This is a genomic window from Bdellovibrio sp. NC01 (assembly GCF_006874625.1).
Classification (GTDB): domain Bacteria; phylum Bdellovibrionota; class Bdellovibrionia; order Bdellovibrionales; family Bdellovibrionaceae; genus Bdellovibrio.
This window is the reverse complement of record NZ_CP030034.1, coordinates 3,658,173-3,675,362: the sequence shown is the minus strand read 5'-3', so window position 1 is coordinate 3,675,362 and position 17,190 is coordinate 3,658,173. Positions and strand designations below refer to the sequence as shown.

21 protein-coding genes are annotated in these 17,190 nt (G+C 43.8%); 12 read left to right on the top strand and 9 right to left on the bottom strand.

Annotated elements, in window-relative coordinates; translation table 11 throughout:
- The first annotated feature begins 42 nt into the window (after nt 1-42).
- Together DOE51_RS17555 and DOE51_RS17550 are read left to right on the top strand one after the other, a co-directional pair.
- Entirely contained in the window at nt 43-486 is a 444-nt protein-coding gene (locus tag DOE51_RS17555; protein WP_142697825.1) for a hypothetical protein, read from the top strand.
- The gene (locus DOE51_RS17550) at nt 487-897 is read left to right on the top strand and encodes an NINE protein (RefSeq protein WP_142697824.1); all 411 of its coding nucleotides are present in this window, start codon (nt 487-489) and stop codon (nt 895-897) included. It begins immediately after the preceding gene.
- Nucleotides 898-900: 3 nt separating this feature from the next.
- Here DOE51_RS17550 and DOE51_RS17545 read toward each other — a convergent pair whose 3' ends face one another.
- Nucleotides 901-1,275, bottom strand: coding sequence for a hypothetical protein (locus DOE51_RS17545; protein WP_142697823.1), 375 nt, complete (start codon nt 1,273-1,275; stop codon nt 901-903).
- A 124-nt stretch (nt 1,276-1,399) separates the two neighbouring features.
- On the opposite strand from DOE51_RS17545, the gene ubiG reads away from it, so the two are divergent.
- Both ubiG and DOE51_RS17535 read left to right on the top strand, forming a co-directional pair.
- Nucleotides 1,400-2,155, top strand: coding sequence for a bifunctional 2-polyprenyl-6-hydroxyphenol methylase/3-demethylubiquinol 3-O-methyltransferase UbiG (gene ubiG / locus DOE51_RS17540; RefSeq protein WP_246845171.1), 756 nt, complete (start codon nt 1,400-1,402; stop codon nt 2,153-2,155).
- 68 nt (nt 2,156-2,223) lie between these two features.
- The gene (locus DOE51_RS17535; RefSeq protein ID WP_168196487.1) at nt 2,224-2,733 is read left to right on the top strand and encodes a DUF1772 domain-containing protein; all 510 of its coding nucleotides are present in this window, start codon (nt 2,224-2,226) and stop codon (nt 2,731-2,733) included.
- On the opposite strand, the gene DOE51_RS17530 is transcribed toward DOE51_RS17535, so the two are convergent.
- Nucleotides 2,684-4,261, bottom strand: a complete 1,578-nt coding sequence (locus tag DOE51_RS17530) for a B12-binding domain-containing radical SAM protein (RefSeq protein ID WP_142697820.1) — start codon at nt 4,259-4,261, stop codon at nt 2,684-2,686. The genes DOE51_RS17535 and DOE51_RS17530 overlap by 50 nt on opposite strands.
- Nucleotides 4,262-4,371: 110 nt before the next feature.
- Between DOE51_RS17530 and DOE51_RS17525 the strand changes: the two genes are divergently transcribed.
- Nucleotides 4,372-5,616, top strand: a complete 1,245-nt coding sequence (locus DOE51_RS17525) for a M28 family peptidase (protein ID WP_142697819.1) — start codon at nt 4,372-4,374, stop codon at nt 5,614-5,616.
- Here DOE51_RS17525 and DOE51_RS17520 read toward each other — a convergent pair.
- Entirely contained in the window at nt 5,613-6,536 is a 924-nt protein-coding gene (locus DOE51_RS17520) for a LysR family transcriptional regulator (RefSeq protein WP_142697818.1), read from the bottom strand. The genes DOE51_RS17525 and DOE51_RS17520 overlap by 4 nt on opposite strands.
- 202 nt (nt 6,537-6,738) lie before the next feature.
- Here DOE51_RS17520 and DOE51_RS17515 point away from each other — a divergent pair, with 202 nt between their 5' ends.
- The 7 genes from DOE51_RS17515 (at nt 6,739) to DOE51_RS17485 (ending at nt 11,523) form a co-directional block, all read left to right on the top strand.
- Nucleotides 6,739-7,137: an HPF/RaiA family ribosome-associated protein gene (locus tag DOE51_RS17515; RefSeq protein ID WP_168196486.1), complete on the top strand. Its 399-nt coding sequence runs from the start codon at nt 6,739-6,741 to the stop codon at nt 7,135-7,137.
- A 30-nt stretch (nt 7,138-7,167) separates the two neighbouring features.
- Nucleotides 7,168-7,722: a BON domain-containing protein gene (locus DOE51_RS17510; RefSeq protein ID WP_142697816.1), complete on the top strand. Its 555-nt coding sequence runs from the start codon at nt 7,168-7,170 to the stop codon at nt 7,720-7,722.
- Nucleotides 7,723-8,133: 411 nt separating this feature from the next.
- Complete coding sequence (locus DOE51_RS17505) at nt 8,134-9,153, top strand: hypothetical protein (RefSeq protein WP_142697815.1); 1,020 nt, start codon at nt 8,134-8,136, stop codon at nt 9,151-9,153.
- A 12-nt stretch (nt 9,154-9,165) separates the two neighbouring features.
- Entirely contained in the window at nt 9,166-9,945 is a 780-nt protein-coding gene (locus DOE51_RS17500; protein WP_142697814.1) for a hypothetical protein, read from the top strand.
- Nucleotides 9,946-9,952: 7 nt separating this feature from the next.
- Complete coding sequence (locus tag DOE51_RS17495) at nt 9,953-10,237, top strand: hypothetical protein (RefSeq protein ID WP_142697813.1); 285 nt, start codon at nt 9,953-9,955, stop codon at nt 10,235-10,237.
- A 1-nt stretch (nt 10,238) separates the two neighbouring features.
- On the top strand, nt 10,239-10,886 hold the full coding sequence (locus tag DOE51_RS17490) for a hypothetical protein (protein WP_142697812.1): 648 nt from the start codon (nt 10,239-10,241) through the stop codon (nt 10,884-10,886).
- 49 nt (nt 10,887-10,935) lie between these two features.
- Nucleotides 10,936-11,523 carry a flavodoxin family protein gene (locus tag DOE51_RS17485; RefSeq protein WP_142697811.1) on the top strand — a complete coding sequence of 196 codons (588 nt, stop codon included), beginning with the start codon at nt 10,936-10,938 and terminating at the stop codon, nt 11,521-11,523.
- Nucleotides 11,524-11,553: 30 nt separating this feature from the next.
- Here DOE51_RS17485 and DOE51_RS17480 read toward each other — a convergent pair whose 3' ends face one another.
- From DOE51_RS17480 to DOE51_RS17455, 6 genes are all read right to left on the bottom strand, one after another.
- Nucleotides 11,554-11,934, bottom strand: coding sequence for a hypothetical protein (locus tag DOE51_RS17480; RefSeq protein ID WP_142697810.1), 381 nt, complete (start codon nt 11,932-11,934; stop codon nt 11,554-11,556).
- Between the two features lie 133 nt (nt 11,935-12,067).
- Nucleotides 12,068-12,253 (bottom strand): hypothetical protein, encoded by a 186-nt coding sequence (locus DOE51_RS17475; RefSeq protein WP_142697809.1) that lies wholly within the window; start codon nt 12,251-12,253, stop codon nt 12,068-12,070.
- A gap of 244 nt (nt 12,254-12,497) precedes the next feature.
- The gene (locus DOE51_RS17470) at nt 12,498-13,118 is read right to left on the bottom strand and encodes a superoxide dismutase (protein ID WP_142697808.1); all 621 of its coding nucleotides are present in this window, start codon (nt 13,116-13,118) and stop codon (nt 12,498-12,500) included.
- 109 nt (nt 13,119-13,227) lie between these two features.
- Complete coding sequence (gene speE, locus DOE51_RS17465; RefSeq protein ID WP_142697807.1) at nt 13,228-14,517, bottom strand: polyamine aminopropyltransferase; 1,290 nt, start codon at nt 14,515-14,517, stop codon at nt 13,228-13,230.
- 169 nt (nt 14,518-14,686) lie between these two features.
- Nucleotides 14,687-16,117 (bottom strand): hypothetical protein, encoded by a 1,431-nt coding sequence (locus tag DOE51_RS17460; RefSeq protein ID WP_142697806.1) that lies wholly within the window; start codon nt 16,115-16,117, stop codon nt 14,687-14,689.
- 127 nt (nt 16,118-16,244) lie between these two features.
- Nucleotides 16,245-17,165, bottom strand: a complete 921-nt coding sequence (locus DOE51_RS17455; RefSeq protein WP_142697805.1) for a class I SAM-dependent methyltransferase — start codon at nt 17,163-17,165, stop codon at nt 16,245-16,247.
- Nucleotides 17,166-17,190: the final 25 nt, after the last annotated feature.

Genomic DNA, 17,190 nt, shown 5'->3' with positions numbered 1-17,190 from the left:
ATAGTTTACTTATTGTAATCGGTAAATCTGGAGGGGGAATCCATGTTTAAAAATCTTTTGGTAAGTTTGTTCATCGTATGCGGAGCTTCCGTTTCTCATGCCGCTTTAGGTGGTCAGTGGACTGGTTGGGGCGAATGGACATTTGATGGCGCGGGAACTCACTGTGATGTGATGACTTTGAGCTTTAAAGAAAGTGCTAATAAAGTTCAACGCATTAAAGGCAAATTCGATTGCGGAATGGTGGCGTTGGATCTTCCACCTCAAGATCTTATCAGAAATGGTAATGAGCTTTCTATCGACGGCGAAGTTGTCGGCAGCGTTGATGGCAATCGCTATGTATGGATTGAGCCTTATAGCCCCACTGTACGTGTGAAAACGGATATTACAGTTGATGGTTTGCACATGGATTATAAAGAAATTTGGTATGGTACGGATGATGTCGTAATTTACGTAATTACGGGTCGTCTTTTTACACAAGGACAATAGATGGAAACACAACAAGCGACAGCCGCAAATAACGAAACTCATTCGGTCGTGATCGGATATGTATTGTGGATCTTTGGCTTTATGGGTTCACACCGTTTTTATTACGGTAAACCTGTGTCAGGCACGATCTGGTTTTGCACATTCGGTCTTTTGGGTATCGGTTGGCTTGTTGATCTGTTTCTTATTCCAAGCATGGATCGCGCTGCAGGAAAACGTTTTAAATCAGGCAAGATCGATTACAACTTGTGTTGGATCTTGCTGACGTTCTTAGGCGTTTTCGGAGTGCACAGATTCTATATGGGAAAATGGGTGTCTGGAATTATCTGGTTGCTAACGGGTGGCCTGTTCACTCTGGGTTACCTTTATGACTTCTGGACATTGAACGATCAAGTCTCTGAAGTGAATGGCTAAGATCTAAAGCGAAGTTGTTATCAACGGCTGAAGGTGCCACGCAAACATGATCAAGTAAGGAAGACTTATGGGCAGGACAACAGCCCAAGGTTTTGGATTATGGATCAGGTGTAAGAGAGTAATCACAAACACAATCGGTGCGAAGATTAAAATATTCAGTAGCACCGCAAATTTGCAGATCAGAAATATTCCGCACACAATCTCGATAGTTTTCACTGTTGGCATAATGAACTTAGCGTCGATACATGCCTTTACAAAGCGATCCACTCCTTCACTTGAGGGTGGAATCTGAAACCAGTGAAAGAAGCCATTAAGGCCCCAAAACACCATTTGCACAGCGAATATCCAGCGACAACCAATCTCGATGTAATCCAACATGCAAGCAGTCTATCGTTAAACGCTGTCGAAGGTAAATGATTCTTATCACTAGACTTCTGCTGGCTTTAAACCACCGCACCTCTCTTGATAGTTTGAAGAGTGGGGGCGCATGATAAACGATCTAGTGAAAGCCGATAACGAGGTCGTGAATAACGATCTTTACAAGGAGCTTGGAGAACGGTGGTACAAGGCCACCGACGATCCTGTCGCGTTGTTGCGGCATCAGAATGATCTAACCACTCCCTGGATTCTTGCAGAGATTCGTAAATACATCGGCTATCACGCCGAAATCTTAGATGTAGGCTGTGGGGCAGGATTCTTTAGCAATGAAGCAGCCAAAGCGGGTCATACAATTACTGGTATAGACATCGCGCCGGAAGCTTTAAAGGTCGCAGAACTGCATGATGCAACAAAGTCGGTTCGTTATGAAGTCGGTGACGCTTACAACCTCGCTTATCCGCGCGAAAGTTTTGATGTCGTTGTCGCATTAGATCTTCTGGAACACGTGACCGATCCCGAAAAAATAATTTTTGAAATTTCGCGAGTGTTACGTCCCGGAGGCTTGTTCTTCTTTCACACCTTCAATCGCAATCCATGGTGTTATTTATTCACGCTTAAAGGGATGGAGTGGTTCGTAAAGAACACACCTCATGATTTGCACGTGTATTCGCTTTTCAGAAAACCATCAGAAGTGATTGAGTGGATTGATAACGCCGGCATGGACGTGCAAACGATTAGAGGGACAACTCCAGTCATATTTCAGAGAGCCTTTTGGAAATTATTGTGGAGCGGAGAAGTCGCAGAGGGATTTCGTTTTCGCTTTCAAAAGAAACCGCTAACTACATATGTGGGGTACGCGAAGAAGTTGCGCGAGCAGTAAACATTTTTTAATGGACATAACAAACTTGAAACGTGTGGTTTGCCAATATGAACAGGTATATAGCTTCCATGAATTTTAAACATTTGATGAAGTACGTAAGTCTCCTCATCGTGGGGCTTCTTGCTGGAAACTCATTCGCCTTCGTGCTGGGCGTAGGATCAGCAATCGAGAAGTTGTCGGCGTCTTCGTACATCGCATTTCATGAATCGATGCAAAGGTCTTTCCTTTCATGGACGCCGCTGCTCTGTGGTTTTCTGGTGTTGATCCTGGGATCACTATTAGTCGCTTTACGCAAAGAATGGCGCGAGTTTGAATTCTTCTTCGTACTCTTTGCGCTGTTATGTATTTTGGACGAGCTGGTGATGTCGTGGAATGGAAATTTCCCGTTAAACCGCATCATTAATGCCTGGCGAGTGGAAGGCGCGCCATCGGACTGGTCTTACGTGCGCACGCAGTGGCTGCATTTCATGTACTGGCGGTGCGCGCTGATGATTTCTAGTTTTATTTTGCTTCTGGCTTCAGTCTTTCTTACGAAGACTGATTCTCGGCTTTCGCCAAATGTCGCTGCTGCCTTTTAGGAAGATTGCTTTTTTCGCCGTTGGCATCGACATGCTTCTTTTGTTCCATAGCCATGTCGCCGACGCGCAAGAATTTTGGTAAATCAATTTTTCCAGTCGCGCGGTAATCAACTAAAATCAAATCGCGAGCGTCTTCGGGCTTCCACTGTAAGCTGTCAGTCAAGTACGCCATCGCCGATTCAAACAAGCTTTGTAAAGAAATACCAAAATGTTGCGAGTGACGAGCCGACATGAACTCCACAAACGCGAAGAATTCCCAGAAGAACGATGGAGTTTCACGACGAGTGGAGCGTTCGCGCAACATCGCTGTGAACGCTTTAAAGTTCCCGCTATTCGCATACAAGTCCCAGAACTTCGCAAAGCGATTCATCTTTTGCAAAGTTTCAAAGCTCATCGTTTTTGTGCGTAAGATTTGGAATGGCGGTTGATCGGCGTAAACCATTTCCCACTCTTTATCGTGACGAGCAATCGGCGCGCCTTTTAGACGTTTCAGGATGCCGACTTGAATTTCATCCGGTGTCACCGTTGAAAGAATGTCGAAGCCACGAGCGAAACTTTCAAGATCTTCGCCAGGAAGACCTACGATAAGATCCGCGTGAGTATGGACGCCAGTTTCTGTCGAAAGGAATTTGAAATTGTCTTTTACTTTTTCAAGATCGTTACGACGACTCACAAGTTTTGCAACTTCCGTATTCCAAGTTTGAATACCGATTTCAAATTGCAAAGAACCTGCAGGGAATTTTTTAATCAGCTCACGAATTTCATTGGGCAAGCGATCCGGCACCATTTCGAAATGCAGGAATAAACCAAGATGAATGCGATCCAAAAAGAATTGCAAGATGGTCGTACACGTTGTCGGACTTAAATTGAAAGTACGATCAATAAACTTAAATTGGCGGGCACCACGTTCAAGCAGTTGTTCGATATCTGCCAAGAATGCGGGAATATCGAAACTGCGCACGGCTTTGTCTAAAGACGACAGGCAATATTCACAGCGATACGGGCAACCACGTGACACTTCCACATAGATCACACGATTTTTGATATCCTCATCGGTATAGTACGAATAAGGCGAACGAATCGTTTTAATGTCTGGCACAGGGCCTGAAATGATTTTGCGATCAGGAAGTACACCAAGATTCAGGTAATTATGGCAAAACTCATGGAAAAGGAAGTCGCCTTCGCCCTTGATTGTGTAGTCAGCGATCTGGCAGATTTTTTGTCCCTCTGCTTCATGGCTGACCTCAGGGCCCCCTAAAACGACGATTGTTTCAGGGCTGACTTTCTTCAATAAAGAAACCAGTTCCAAAGATTCATCGGCATTCCAAATGTATACGCCAAGGCCAATCACTTTAGGTTTTTTTGCCAACAGCGCTTCGCAAATATCGCGGGGAGCTTTGGCAGTCGTGAATTCGATGATTTGAGCACGTGACTGTAGATCTTGAAGGTTCGCATAAAGGTATCGCAAACCAAATGAAGAGTGAGCGTAAGAAGAGTTCAGCGTGACTAATAAAATCTCGTTGTTCATAGGCCCCGTATCCTAATGCATGTTGAAAAAATAAGCGAATTCTCTTTGCCAACATGCGGACAAATTCGTAGCATTAAATCGTAGCAATCCACTTTTCAAAGGACTGAAATATGAAAACAGCAGCCATGACGGCTCTTTTATTCGTCGCAGCAGTTTCCGCTCAAGCTCATGTAGCCACTCTTGAAAATTTCACGGCTAAACCAATCTTGGCAGATCTTAAAGATCTTCAAGCGTTGAACATCCCAGTCGTAGCGAAAGAGGAATCTTCGCAAGTGGGTTATGCGGTAGTCACTCCGCAAATGCAACAACGTCTTCAAGAATACGCTCACGCCAATGGCAAATGCGGTGGTTTTGAAGATGTTTCCCAAGATATGCAGGGCACAACTCTGGTTTCAGAGGGTTTTTCAAAAATGTTGAGCAATTTGGCAGAGCTTAAACAGAAGAACGATTTGTACGAGCGTGCTCCATTCCGTGCTTTGGTAGCCCAGCAAAATCCTGCTTTGACGGCTGCAATTGATGAAATCAGCGTCACAAACATGCAAGAGACTGTGAACTGGTTGTCGTCTTTCCCAACTCGTTACAACAAAGCTTCTCAACCAAACATCCACGTTGAAGAAATGAAGAAGCGTTTGGAAGCGATGCTTGCAACTTCTAAAATTCCTTACGAAGTTTCATTGATCGATCACACTAGCACGAAACAAAAATCAGTTCGTGTGCGCTTGACGGGTAGCCAAAGACCAAACGAAATCGTGGTCCTGGGTGGTCACTTGGATTCAATCAACATGTCTTGGGGTGGTGGTGATAAAGCTCCGGGTGCTGATGACAACGCTTCGGGTTCTTCAAATATTTACGAAGCGCTTCGTATCGTTTCACAAAAAGCTCAACCACAACGTACTGTTGATTTCTTCTGGTACGCAGGTGAAGAGTCAGGTCTTTTGGGTTCAGCAGAGATCGCAAAAACTTATAAAGCACAAAAAGCAGATGTTGTTGCAGTTCTTCAATTGGATATGACGCTGTTCCCAGGTTCTGGTGAACTCGTGATCGGTTCAATGAATGACTTCACTAGCTCTTGGTTGCGTGATTATTTGAAAGCGAATAACGAAACTTATATCAAAGCTCGTATCGTTGACGATAAGTGCGGATACGGCTGCAGCGATCACGCTTCTTGGTACAGACAAGGTTACCCAACGTTGATGCCGTTTGAATCTAAAATGAACGATTCAAATTCAAACATCCACACAGCACGCGATCTTGTGACGAAGGATTCAAACTTCAATCACTCTGTGGCTTACACAAAAATCGCATTGTTGTTTGCAATGGACTTGGCTAATAGCACGGCTCGCCAGCCGTTCTAAGTCCAACGTTCCATCGACTTAACCGCGGTACGTACATCTTCGATCGCTTCGTCATAATGGGATTCCTTGCGAGCGACCAAAGATAATTTATGTTCCCAATATCCTTTACGTGGGCCGATCTGACTGATCAGGCCCATTTTTATTTCTTCCAGCATATAGGGTACTGGAAGAAAACCAAAACCTGCGCCATCGACAATCGCACGACCGACGACAGACATGATATCAGACTCAAAGACGATGCGTTTACGCGCTTTAATCTCTTGCATGTAGACGTCCGTTTCGTGACGCAATTTCAATCGCGTTGATGGCATTACAAAACCCCACGGTGCTGCCTGAATAAAATCAGAAGCCGTGGTGTTTTTTGAAATACGCATTTTGAAGTTTTTTAAATTTTGCGTCGATACCATCAAACGCACGGGCATCGCAACAGATGCAAGCTCTTGCACGTCTTCCGAATAGACAGTTCTGTTTGTCAGAACAAGATCAATTTCCTGACTACGTAAGGCTTTTCCCAATTCTTCATCGCTGCCAGAACTTATTGAAAAAATACGCTCTTGCGCCTTTCGTTTTGTCGCAATAATGGGACTCAGAAGATCGGCGATGAATGGCCTTTCCACTTGATCACTGATGCCGATACGAATGCGCTGATTTAATTTCTCTGTCGGAGTCTTCAACGACTCTGCGAAGTCAGCGGCGATATCAAACATTTTACGTGCGTACGCGAACGCTTTTTCTCCTTCACCAGTCAGCTGCAATTTTCTTCCCTCTTTGCGGAAAAGTTTTTTTCCCAATGAAGATTCGAATACTTTTAGCTGTGAACTGAGTGACGGTTGACTAATGTGCAGGTAGGAAGCGGCGTTGCTGACTCCGCCTAGCTTTGCCGTTACATAAAAGTAATATAGGTGGTTGTAGTTGAACATAAAAACTAGACCCCTTCTAACAAGCATTTTTCGGCTCCACTTTGCAACCACATTGAAGATGCAGTGCTATAAGTGCTGAAGATCATGAGTTTTTCCCTCTGAGCCCGGTTTCAATATATAGAAATAACCTATGAATGTCATTTAATTTATATATTTTAGAAAAGTGTCTATCAAAGCGATAATGAAAGCACAGGAGGTAGATATGCAAACAGACATCTACTACAGAGACGTCACACGTACTGAAAACCTTGAAGACTTTTTGATGGAAAGACTTGAAGCCGCTTGCGGAAACTTTTTCAAGTACGATAGTGCCGCTCACCTCACAGTGCGAGTTGAAACCGATCGACATAGAACGGGAGCTCGCAAACCAAGCTATACTTGTGAGGTGATTTTGAAACCTACCAAATCCAAAGGGGTGATCAAAATCAGAAAGTCTGATGTAAGTTTTAAACGTGCGGTCGCTTTAACAGTTTCCTCTTTGAAAACTGTATTAAGAAGACACTCTTCAAAACGAAGTGATCACCGTAAATACGATCCGATGTTGGATTACGTTCCTGAATGGGGCGAAGAACAACAATTATTAAGTGTAATACCAGCTTAAATCTGTTTTCCGAAGCAACAGGAGCAGCCAATGACGAATACTCTTTTATTTAAAAACCAAATCGACAACGAATTGTCTCGCAAAATTCGCGATCGCTTGAAATGGGACAAAAGAGTGAGCGTGGCTGATATTGAAGTCTTCGTTCGTGGTTGTAACGTCATAGTCACAGGCTTTGTCGATACAGCATATAAGAAAAATGCCGCGCTTGAGGTGGTCTCTGATACGGAAGGCGTATGGTCCATCGAGGATCGCATAGTGGTCCCCGCGGATTATTTCCGAAGCGACGAAGAAATCAGAAATATTCTGAATAATCAGGTGGCGGAAATGATTAAACTTGGTGGAGAGCATATCGAAATTGATGTTATCGATTCCGTTGTCACTCTTCGCGGAGAAGTCTTCCGCCCACGATTAAAAGCGATGGCTGTTGCATCGGCTTGGGAACTCTCGGGAGTGAGGGACGTCCTCAATCTCATCCAGATTCTGGAACCTCCTCGCCGAGTTCCCCTTTTTATTACTGACAAAAATTTCGCTGCGTTCTTTCAAGAATCGAAAGACTCCGACGCAGTTGAAGACACGACTAATTAAGGAGGTTCCTTGATGCTATCTGGCTTTAATACATAGTGCGGTCCTTTCCTATTTATCCCTCCAAAATGAGAATGAAGGCGCTCTACCCTCAGAGCGCCTTTCCCTTTTTAAAATCGGTGAAAAAGGCCCATCCACTTCGTTGTCGGACCTTTCTCTTCTCTCCGACGTGGCGCTGCCACGCCTCCGATTCGAGAAAAATCCTCCGCCTCGCGGCTGAACCTTTTTGACCGATTTTACCTTTCTTATTGGCTTGTTGTTTTTTTGGAATTTTGCTGTTGAGTCGATTGTTAGGACGAATATCTCAATCTTGAGACTTTTGGTCCGGGGGGCGCTTTTAAAACAAATTTAAGCGACTTTCACGTTGGCTTCCTCTTTGCGATACGGGCGGTAGCATCGCGAAAGGATGGGATTATGAAACTTAAAAGTACGTTTATCAGTGTTGTTTTAGGTATGTCGCTGGCTAATAAAGCATCGGCCTTGCCGAGATTCGGTGAAACCGAAGGCACGATCAAAAATGGTATCCTGACGTTATATAAAGACAGTGAAGACGCACGCAAGGTCTACTTCTTTCCAAACAGTACGAGATTCTCGGTTGATAAACAGGGCGTTCCTTTATTCAACTATGTGTATTGGGGTCTTAGCGGCAATAGCACCGATCAAGGCGCTTACATGTCGATGTCGACTCATCTAAGTACTGATGAAGATCAATTATCGGCTTTAAATTCCTATATGAAAGATCATCCCGAAATGAAGGTCGCTGTGTTGCCAGTGAAATCTTCGATCATTGGTTTGACCTCAACGGATACATCTCAACCGCCGTTGAGTTTGTTATTTAAAGAATTCAACTTTTCAAAAGTTGGCGGGCGCGCCGAAGATGAAATCGGCATCAACGCCGTTCTTACTCCTATCGGAGCAAAAGCCTTTAAGGCCCTTCTAACTAAAGCTCCGGGAGGCTCCGCTTTTAAGGCAGACTATTGCTACACAGTTCAAGGACTTGGGCCAAATATGAAAGCAGAAATCACAGTCGACATGCGCAGGGTGTACGACTATTTCGAAGCGAACCATTCAGGCGGTTGGGGTTTCTTCTCGTGGAATATCCGTTCGATTGTTGAGAAGTTGAAACAGGATAATACGATCAGCGTACAGATGCTGGGTGGTGATGCTCAGATGTGGGAATACCTAAATCAAATTTCTGAAACAATTACGGCGCGCCTGTTTAAACCGGAACTTTCAGCAAGTCCTACGACAACAGCTTCTGGCAACAGACTGTTTAACTTCGGTGTTGGTTGGGTTCATAAAGAAGAACTTAAAACTGAAGTTTGGAAATGGGACAGACAAGACATCGTAGACCGCGAATTCTGTACTGCCATCACTTTGAAAGATTTGGATCAGTATCGTTCAAAACTTGTTGTCGATGCTGACGCGAACTAAGGAGACCGAAAAATGAAATCATTATTTACAACATTGATGTTTTTGTCGGGACTTAGCGCACAAGCTTCAATTCTTGAAGTCAATAAGCAAGAGTCGAAAGTGTATTTCACTGTGACTCCGACGTTGCAATTGAACTTGGTTGATTTGGATTCAGATGGTGGAATGCTTACGGTATTTCTCGATTATCGCGGTAACGACATCAAAAACGAATCTCTGCAGCTAAATGCGCAATATCCTAATTACGCTATTCAAGCTGTCATTGCTCATCCAGTGAGTGATACGGTCGATCTTGAAATTCCTGCGGCAAATTTGAAGAAGACCCTTAAAGTCAGTCAGGGGCAGACGGGACCTTATTTGAATTCGCAGATCATGCTGACTGTAAGTCAGGTTAAGAAAATCAAAGAGCTTCGTAATTTTTTGAAGGATCAAGTGAATTTTCAGATGCCTATTCGCGCAAGCTATTTTTCACAGCAGGTTTTAGAAACTGTCACAGTGGATGAATCGGCTTGTGGTGGTGAAAGTGTCAAGTCAGTCAAAGATGTTATTAATAATTTGGCGAACTTTAAGAAGCCAGCATCTGTGAAGAACGAAAGAACTTTTTCATCATTGAAGCAAGATCTTTTGGATAAGTGTTATGGAATTTCTCCTGCACAAATCAATTCATTTGCGGATCTTATGAAGCAGCCGGTGATCAAAGAACATCCCGCGAACTTGTCGGGAGTTTATGTGGATTCCGTCGCGCAAGATAAATCTGCCATTTTGTCGACCAATTTTGATCTTCAACTAAATTAGGTGATTTATGAAAAAGATCTTTCTGTTGTCCGTGCTTTTTTTGGCAGCTTGTGGTCAGCGATCTTCTGACAACTCAGGTGGCGGAAGTGTCATAGAAACGGAGCTCCACTGTGGAAATCTTAAAGAACAAGTGTTGGCTCTTTCCGGTGCAACAACTCAAGATTTTGTTTCAAGTTATGCCAAGATTCTCGTGAACCGAAATACTTTGTGCACGTTAGACCAAGTGACTCAGTATTTGGATAAAAATTTAACAATCGAATGTAAAGACGACTGTGTCGTGAGTGAGAGATAAAATGAAAACAATTTTAGCGTTATTTCTGATGATTTATTCGGCCAGTGCGAAGGCTCTGCCAGTTGTGAATGAAAACGTTGCCAATGGTGGTATCGTCACAATCTATCCAGATCATAAAGATCCACACCGTTTTTACGTTGCTCCGAATGTGGTGACGGTGGCTAAGATGAATGACGGCAAGGCTATCTTTATGTATACGGAAAACAGAAAAAATCTTTTTCAAAAGATTGCCCATATTCAAATGGTATTGGGTGCAGCCTATACAACGGAAGATTTGAAGACAGCTGAGGCAGAGATTTTGAAAAGGGATCCGCAAGCGCAGTTCAGCGGCTTGCCGTTTATTGAGTCATCGCTAGAAATGTCTGGCGAACTTCCAGACCTGATTGCTGACAACGAATGCGTGCACGACGCTGGTCTGATTGGGCAAGAACAATCCTGTGGATTGACTTTGACTCCGCGTGGTCGCTCGTTATTCCTAAAATCGATTGATCGTAAGGCGTTATTTCTGACATTGAACTTTAAGTATTCGATTTTGGGCGTCGCGAAGCGTGCTGATAATAGTTTTGCAGATCAGACGATTACTCATGCGGTTGCGGTTCGCATTGATGGTGGCGAACTTGTGAACTCGCATGCCGTAATCTGGAGATAATGTTTAAACCTTTTTGACCGAAGCTAAAAACATATCTAGCCTGTTAGGCATGAAGAAGAATTTAGTTCGAGATATTTTGGTTCTTAACGGAAGTCCCAATGGAAACTCTGGGAATTGTGCGACCTTGATTAAACATCTTGAAAAGATGACCAAAGGGCAGGCGAGTCTTGATGTTATTCATCTTGCGAAGAGTGCTTATGGGCTTTCGTTAAAAAAGAAAATTGAAAAGGCGCAGGCTGTGATTTTTGTCACGGGGACTTACTGGGATTCTTGGGGCAGTCCGATGCAAAAATTGCTTGAGCAGATGACGGAGCTTGAGGCAACGCCTGCGCTTGTTGGTAAGCCCTGTGCAGTCTTCGTGTTGATGCATTCCGTGGGCGGTAAATCCGTGCTGTCGCGTTTACAGGGCGTTCTTTCAACGATGGGCTTCTTGATCCCGCCAATGAGTGGAATGGTTTATTCGCTTGTGAATGATATTGCGCTAAAAGGGAAAAGCACTCATGCCCAGGATTTTTGGCAGATGGATGATGCGCATTTGATTTTAGCAAATCTTTACCATGCGTGTGATTTGAAAGTCGAATGGACGACATGGCCTGTTGATAAAGCTGATCCACGCAGAAGATGGCTTAAACCGTAAAGCTTAAGCCATCGTTACGAAATGAATAAGTTATTCAGTAAGACGTGGTGGCTTTGGCGCTGGTGTTGTCCCTGTGCCTGTCAGATGAAGAGTGTAAGTATCTACGGAAGTCGTGATGACCATCGTGCTTGAATAACTTTTGGCTTCCGTGGGATCAAACATCACGTCCACATAGCAAGTAAGACCTTTTGGCAATTCGCCAAGACAATTTGATTCAACCCAAAAGTTAGTTCCGTCCAAGGTCATTGCTGTGACAAGAAGACTTGCATCGGCGGGCGCTGTCAAATCATAGCGCATATGTGAGCGACTACCGATTTCTGTTGAAGGAAAGGCGAGTGGCGCATCGACAGGTGCCGCTTGCGCAAATACCGAAAGACAGCTTACGAAACACAGAGTGAATAATGCTTTCACGAGGGACCTCCTTTTAGGTGGCTTCATCGTGAATTTATTTTTTAAGCGTGCAAAGTACGGAACCGTTGTATGAGCGAAAAGTAATTACGTTCTCGCCCTTGGTGAAATGTTGAGGATCAAAGATAAAGCAACTCTAGCGGGCTAAAATCTTTCTGCACGCTTCGATAACGGGACAAACTTTTCCTTCATGCGAAAAAGCTTTCAGGATGTCGTTGGTGTTTGGATCTTGCCAGACTAGCACTTGCAGTTTTTTGAGCAATTCAGTTGTCACTTGTAGATGAGAGTATTCATCTTGCGAAACAATTCTAGTTAGAATCATGCTGAGCCCCCTCGTTAGCATCTTCATTCTGAAGCCACTTGCTTAGGTTATCTCGGCTAACTGCAACTGAGAATTTTTCTCTGTTAGACGGGGTGAGATGAAAGTGAACTAGGAAAACGCCTGGACTTTGGCGTCAGTATTGAAAACCAAATAAAAAAGGAGAGTCAAAAGATTCTCCTTTTTTTTCTATCTGTCCTTCGGCTTCGCCGGAGTAGTTTAGGAGTCTTCTATTTAGTGAAGACTATTACGTCATTGATTTCGTCAAATCGCGAACTTTTTTAGATGCGAAGTTTTCAGAAACGAATGCCCAGTTGATTTGAGACCAGAAAGTCTCAAGGTATTTTGCGCGAAGGTTTCTGTAATCAACGTAGTAAGCGTGTTCCCAAACGTCAGCAACCATCAATGGAGTTGGGCCGTTGTTTGTGAATGGAACTGCTGCGTTTGAAGTTGATACCAAGCTCAATTTGCCTGAAGCATCAGTGCACAACCAGATCCAGCCAGATCCGAAAGTTTTAACACCGCCGTCAACGAATTTAGCTTTCAACTCATCCATTGAACCGAAGTCGCGTTTGATCGCAGCTTCTAGATCAGCAGATGGCGCGCCACCTTTTCCGTTTGGAGCCATGTTGAACCAGAAGAATGTGTGGTTCCATGCTTGTGCTGAATTGTTGAAGTTCGCACCTGAAGATGAAGTTACGATTTCTTCCAAAGATTTACCTTTAAGAGAAGAATCTGTTTCCATCGCCTTGTTAAGATTGTCGATATACGCTTTGTGATGTTTGTCGTAGTGATAAGTCATTTGTTCTTCGTTGAACAAAGGAGCCAAATCAGTTTTAGCGTATGGGAGTTGTGGAAGTTTGAACATTGAACGCCTCCTGTTTGAGTTTAAATGTAATTCCAAATGATACGAGCCATTCCGAATGCGAAATGGCTCGTAAATGAAACTATAATGAAAACAAGAAGCGGTCTATGAATTAAGCATTATCGCCAAGCATCGTTTTTACGAATGTTGGAAGGCTAAATGCTGCCGTGTGAAGGTCTTCATTGTAGTACTTAAGACCTTTGGCTAGTGAGAATTGGCGCGCTTTGTCTTTATTGAAGTCTTTCGCAGGGTGGCTTGAGCCTTTAACACCTACTTGCAAGCTCCACATACCTGATGGGTAAGTTGTCGCATGGAACAACATAGTGTGTACGCTGTTCTTACCGAAGATGCCCTTCAAGCAGTGATTCAATTCAACGAAAGTGCCTTCGTGGAACATTGGAGATTCACCTTGAGTCACAACCAAACCGCCATCTTTCAATGCCGTTTTACAGTTGTTATAGAACTCCGCAGTGAATAAACCTTGCGCAGGACCTACTGGGTCCGAACCATCTACGATGATCACATCGTATGTTCCTGGTTTTGCGTCTTTCACGAATTGGATACCGTCACCGATAATCAAATTCAATTTTGCATTGCCGAACTCAGAAGCGATACCTGGAAGGTGTGCTTTTGAAGCGCGAACAACAGCTTCATCGATTTCAACCATCGTGACTTTTTCGATTTGGTCGTATTTGAACAACTCGCGAATAGTTCCGCCGTCGCCACCACCGATAACCAAAACGTTTTTCGCGTTACCGTGCGTTTGCATCACTGGGTGAGTGATCATTTCGTGATAGTGGAATTCATCACGCTCTGTGCACATAACCATGTTGTTGATCGCCAAGAATTTACCGTGAGAGTAAGAATCCAAAACGCGAACACGTTGGAACGGATTTGTTTCGTCGAACAAAACTTCGCCTGTGTAGCGCAAAGACAATGCTTGGTTTTCATCTTTATCAGTGAACCAAACGTTGCGTTCGATTTGTGCACCTTTAGACAAATCGAAAGAAGGTTTTTCGCGCATTACTTTTGGTTGGAAATCTGTTTTTTGAATGACGTGCAAAGAACCACGATTCATTTCAATCGCAGAGTAGTTTGCTTGGAATGCTTTTTTCAAATGTTCAAAAGAAACCCATGGATCAACAGATTCGCCGCAAGTGAAAAGATCCACTGCTGCATATCTGTATTCAGGCCATGTATGAATCGCAAGATGGCTTTCTTGGATAACAACAACGCCACTCACGCCCCATGGAGAGAAATGATGGAAAGTGGAATTGATAACCGTAGCGCCTGCGATTTGAGCCGCCTCAATCATACTTCTTTCAATGATCGAAACGTCGTTTAATACCTCTGCGTTACAACCACTGAACTCAACCAAAATATGGCGACCTAAAGCTTTCAATTCCGTGCCCTCCAAAAGCCAAAAAGTTTCTCTTTTAAAATGTAATTTGAAGGGGGGTTCTAGGATCTTTTTACCCCCCTGACAAGAATTATTTTGGACTCAAACCAAATCTTTGAAAAAAATCGTAGTATCAAAGACTTAGTTCAATTTTGAAAAGCGCGAATTAGAGCTAAAACTTTGCGACGTCCTCAGACAGTTTCACGAGTTCTTCTTGCGGAGTTCCCACGGATTTCACGACAAGACGAGCACGTTGCAGCTCAAGGCCTTTTCGGTCTAAAACCACCGCCGAGATCTCTACATTCGAGCCTGCGCGAAAGTGTCGACGAATTAAAGCCAGATTGACGTGATGTTGGGCTGGCAAAACTTTGCCGTTCACTTTCAAAAGGACTTTCATCGTTTCTTCTTGGAAGTCGGAACCGTTCGTGATGATTTTGAGGTCCTCTCCGATCTTGGCGATATCCAGCTGGATATTGAGCGCACGGGCAGGGACGTAGCCAAGGTCTTTAGGTTTTGGCAAAACGTCGAATTGACCGGCCTTATATGCTTTCAGTGTCTCTTCTTTTAAAGAGCTTAACCATTCTGTGTACTGTTTGTACGAGATACATTTCACTTCAGCTTTGCCACAGACGTCTTTAGTGAAATCTTGCAAGGCATCCCAGTAAGCGCCGCCATTATACAACTCGAAGTGGTGACCGATGAAAACGGGAACGCGATTGCCGTAATAAGCTTGATTGAAGTAATTCAGATAAGAATCCTTCATTTGCTTGCGATAGTTTTCTCTGTTTGCCAAATCGTCTTGGGCTTTCGATTGAGCATAGAAATAGTTGTAATCCATATTCAGAATTTTTTTACCAGTTCCTGCGAGCTCAACCGCCGGTGTCGAGTATTTCCAAATGCCGTTCGCATCTTTTTCTGGCCAAACAGGATCGTCACTTGTGCCGGAAGCATCGTATTTATAGCCGTAAGCTTTCAAGCTTGGATATAAATCAGGTGTCGTCGACATAAATGGTGCGCGGAAGCCTACGACGTCTTTGCTTTCAAAAGCATAGCCTTTAGGAAATTTATTTGTCGGATTGGGTTGTGCTTTGTTGTTGTAGAAAGCGCCAAACAACAAGTCGTCATATTGTTTAAGCTCCGAAGCCCAGTCTTCAGCATTCCAACCGTCTTGGCCCGCATCGAAGTGACCATTGCCTTTAGAGGCGATTTCTTGCCCTTCTTTGAAAGCGCCGTTTAATTGATCGACACGATCAGCGATGACTTTGGGATTGTCTTCAGCAAAGCCAATCAGTGAATAGCCTTGAGTGTGTTTTGGTGGCGCATAAACCATGCGGTTGTTATGCGAGAGGAAATAAACGCCGCTTACAAAATAAGTGAAGTTCACTGGCTTCTTCGCTTTTTTCATAGTTGCGACGAAACCGCGCATTGCTTTCCACTGATCCAAATTTAAACCACCATCAAAACTAATCACCACGTATTGCGATGGGCGTTGTACTTTTGTGGGTTTGCTTGGCGGTTTTGCCGTCGCAGCCCAGGCAGAAGTTGACGTCGAAGTTGATAGGGCGAAAGCCACACCCAAAGAAATGTTCAATAAAGAGCGCATCCTTATACCTCATTTGCATAGTCCGCTTAGCGGGCCGGAAAGCCCGTCTAGAACAGCGGAATAAATTTGTTTCAATGAGTGAAGCAGAGGCGCCGAGAATGATCAGCTTACTGAGTGCGAAGGTCTGTTAAGAGTTCTTAATCTCAAAACAGTTGTGGATTTTTTTGTCATGGAAATCTTGAGGAATCGACTCTTCCGTGATGTCTTTGACCTTGTACTTCGACAGGACGCTCGGGCTTAATTTGAATTTTCTTTTGTTGTTAGAAAAGTACAAAATGCCCTCTGGTAAAAGCATTTGCATGCAACTGTCGACAAGAAAGTCCTGATCGCGTTCGACTTCGAAGCTTTCATTCATCTTTTTTGAGTTTGAAAACGTTGGCGGATCCAAAAAGATCACGTCGAATTTTTTAGAATGGCGATTTTGGTGGAGCCACTCGATGACATTTTCATTCACAAAACTATGTGATCCTAGGTCGATTTGATTCAAGTCAAAGTTGTCTTGAGCCCAACGCAAGTATGTTTGCGACATGTCCACACTTGTCGTGCGGGCGCCACCCAGGGCCGCAAATACACTGACAGAACCTGTGTAGCAGAACAGGTTTAAAAACTTTTTACCTTCTACGGTTTTAAAAACTTTTTGGCGCATTGGACGGTGATCCAAGAACAAACCTGTATCCAAATAATCGTACAGATTTACTTTCAACAGCGCTTGCGATTCGCGGACCGACATCGTCTCATTTTTCGCAGAGATCTTTTCGTATTGATTCAAACCTTCTTGGCGCTCGCGTTTTTTTACGACCACTTTGTCTTCTTCGCATTTGAACAGCGCTTTTACAGCATCCACAACGTGCGGAAGATGGTTTTTATCTTTGTCTTTGATGAAATCCGATTTGTCATAGATGACATAGTGATCTTTATAGATATCAACGATGTAGGGATATTCTGGAATATCACGATCATACAGACGGTAAGCTTCGATTTTTTGGCGGTCAGCCCAGGCTTTAAGTTTCTTATAATTCTTTTCGAGGCGATTTTTGATCATGTCCATGGGGCCGTTTTAGACAAAAACAGTC

Coding starts and splice junctions, on each gene's coding strand:
- DOE51_RS17555 (WP_142697825.1), top strand. CDS start 43: ATGTTTAAAAATCTTTTGGTAAGTTTGTTCATCGTATGCGGAGCTTCC.
- DOE51_RS17550 (WP_142697824.1), top strand. CDS start 487: ATGGAAACACAACAAGCGACAGCCGCAAATAACGAAACTCATTCGGTC.
- DOE51_RS17545 (WP_142697823.1), bottom strand. CDS start 1,275: ATGTTGGATTACATCGAGATTGGTTGTCGCTGGATATTCGCTGTGCAA.
- DOE51_RS17535 (WP_168196487.1), top strand. CDS start 2,224: ATGAATTTTAAACATTTGATGAAGTACGTAAGTCTCCTCATCGTGGGG.
- DOE51_RS17530 (WP_142697820.1), bottom strand. CDS start 4,261: ATGAACAACGAGATTTTATTAGTCACGCTGAACTCTTCTTACGCTCAC.
- DOE51_RS17525 (WP_142697819.1), top strand. CDS start 4,372: ATGAAAACAGCAGCCATGACGGCTCTTTTATTCGTCGCAGCAGTTTCC.
- DOE51_RS17520 (WP_142697818.1), bottom strand. CDS start 6,536: ATGTTCAACTACAACCACCTATATTACTTTTATGTAACGGCAAAGCTA.
- DOE51_RS17515 (WP_168196486.1), top strand. CDS start 6,739: ATGCAAACAGACATCTACTACAGAGACGTCACACGTACTGAAAACCTT.
- DOE51_RS17510 (WP_142697816.1), top strand. CDS start 7,168: ATGACGAATACTCTTTTATTTAAAAACCAAATCGACAACGAATTGTCT.
- DOE51_RS17505 (WP_142697815.1), top strand. CDS start 8,134: ATGAAACTTAAAAGTACGTTTATCAGTGTTGTTTTAGGTATGTCGCTG.
- DOE51_RS17500 (WP_142697814.1), top strand. CDS start 9,166: ATGAAATCATTATTTACAACATTGATGTTTTTGTCGGGACTTAGCGCA.
- DOE51_RS17495 (WP_142697813.1), top strand. CDS start 9,953: ATGAAAAAGATCTTTCTGTTGTCCGTGCTTTTTTTGGCAGCTTGTGGT.
- DOE51_RS17490 (WP_142697812.1), top strand. CDS start 10,239: ATGAAAACAATTTTAGCGTTATTTCTGATGATTTATTCGGCCAGTGCG.
- DOE51_RS17485 (WP_142697811.1), top strand. CDS start 10,936: ATGAAGAAGAATTTAGTTCGAGATATTTTGGTTCTTAACGGAAGTCCC.
- DOE51_RS17475 (WP_142697809.1), bottom strand. CDS start 12,253: ATGATTCTAACTAGAATTGTTTCGCAAGATGAATACTCTCATCTACAA.
- DOE51_RS17470 (WP_142697808.1), bottom strand. CDS start 13,118: ATGTTCAAACTTCCACAACTCCCATACGCTAAAACTGATTTGGCTCCT.
- DOE51_RS17460 (WP_142697806.1), bottom strand. CDS start 16,117: ATGCGCTCTTTATTGAACATTTCTTTGGGTGTGGCTTTCGCCCTATCA.
- DOE51_RS17455 (WP_142697805.1), bottom strand. CDS start 17,165: ATGGACATGATCAAAAATCGCCTCGAAAAGAATTATAAGAAACTTAAA.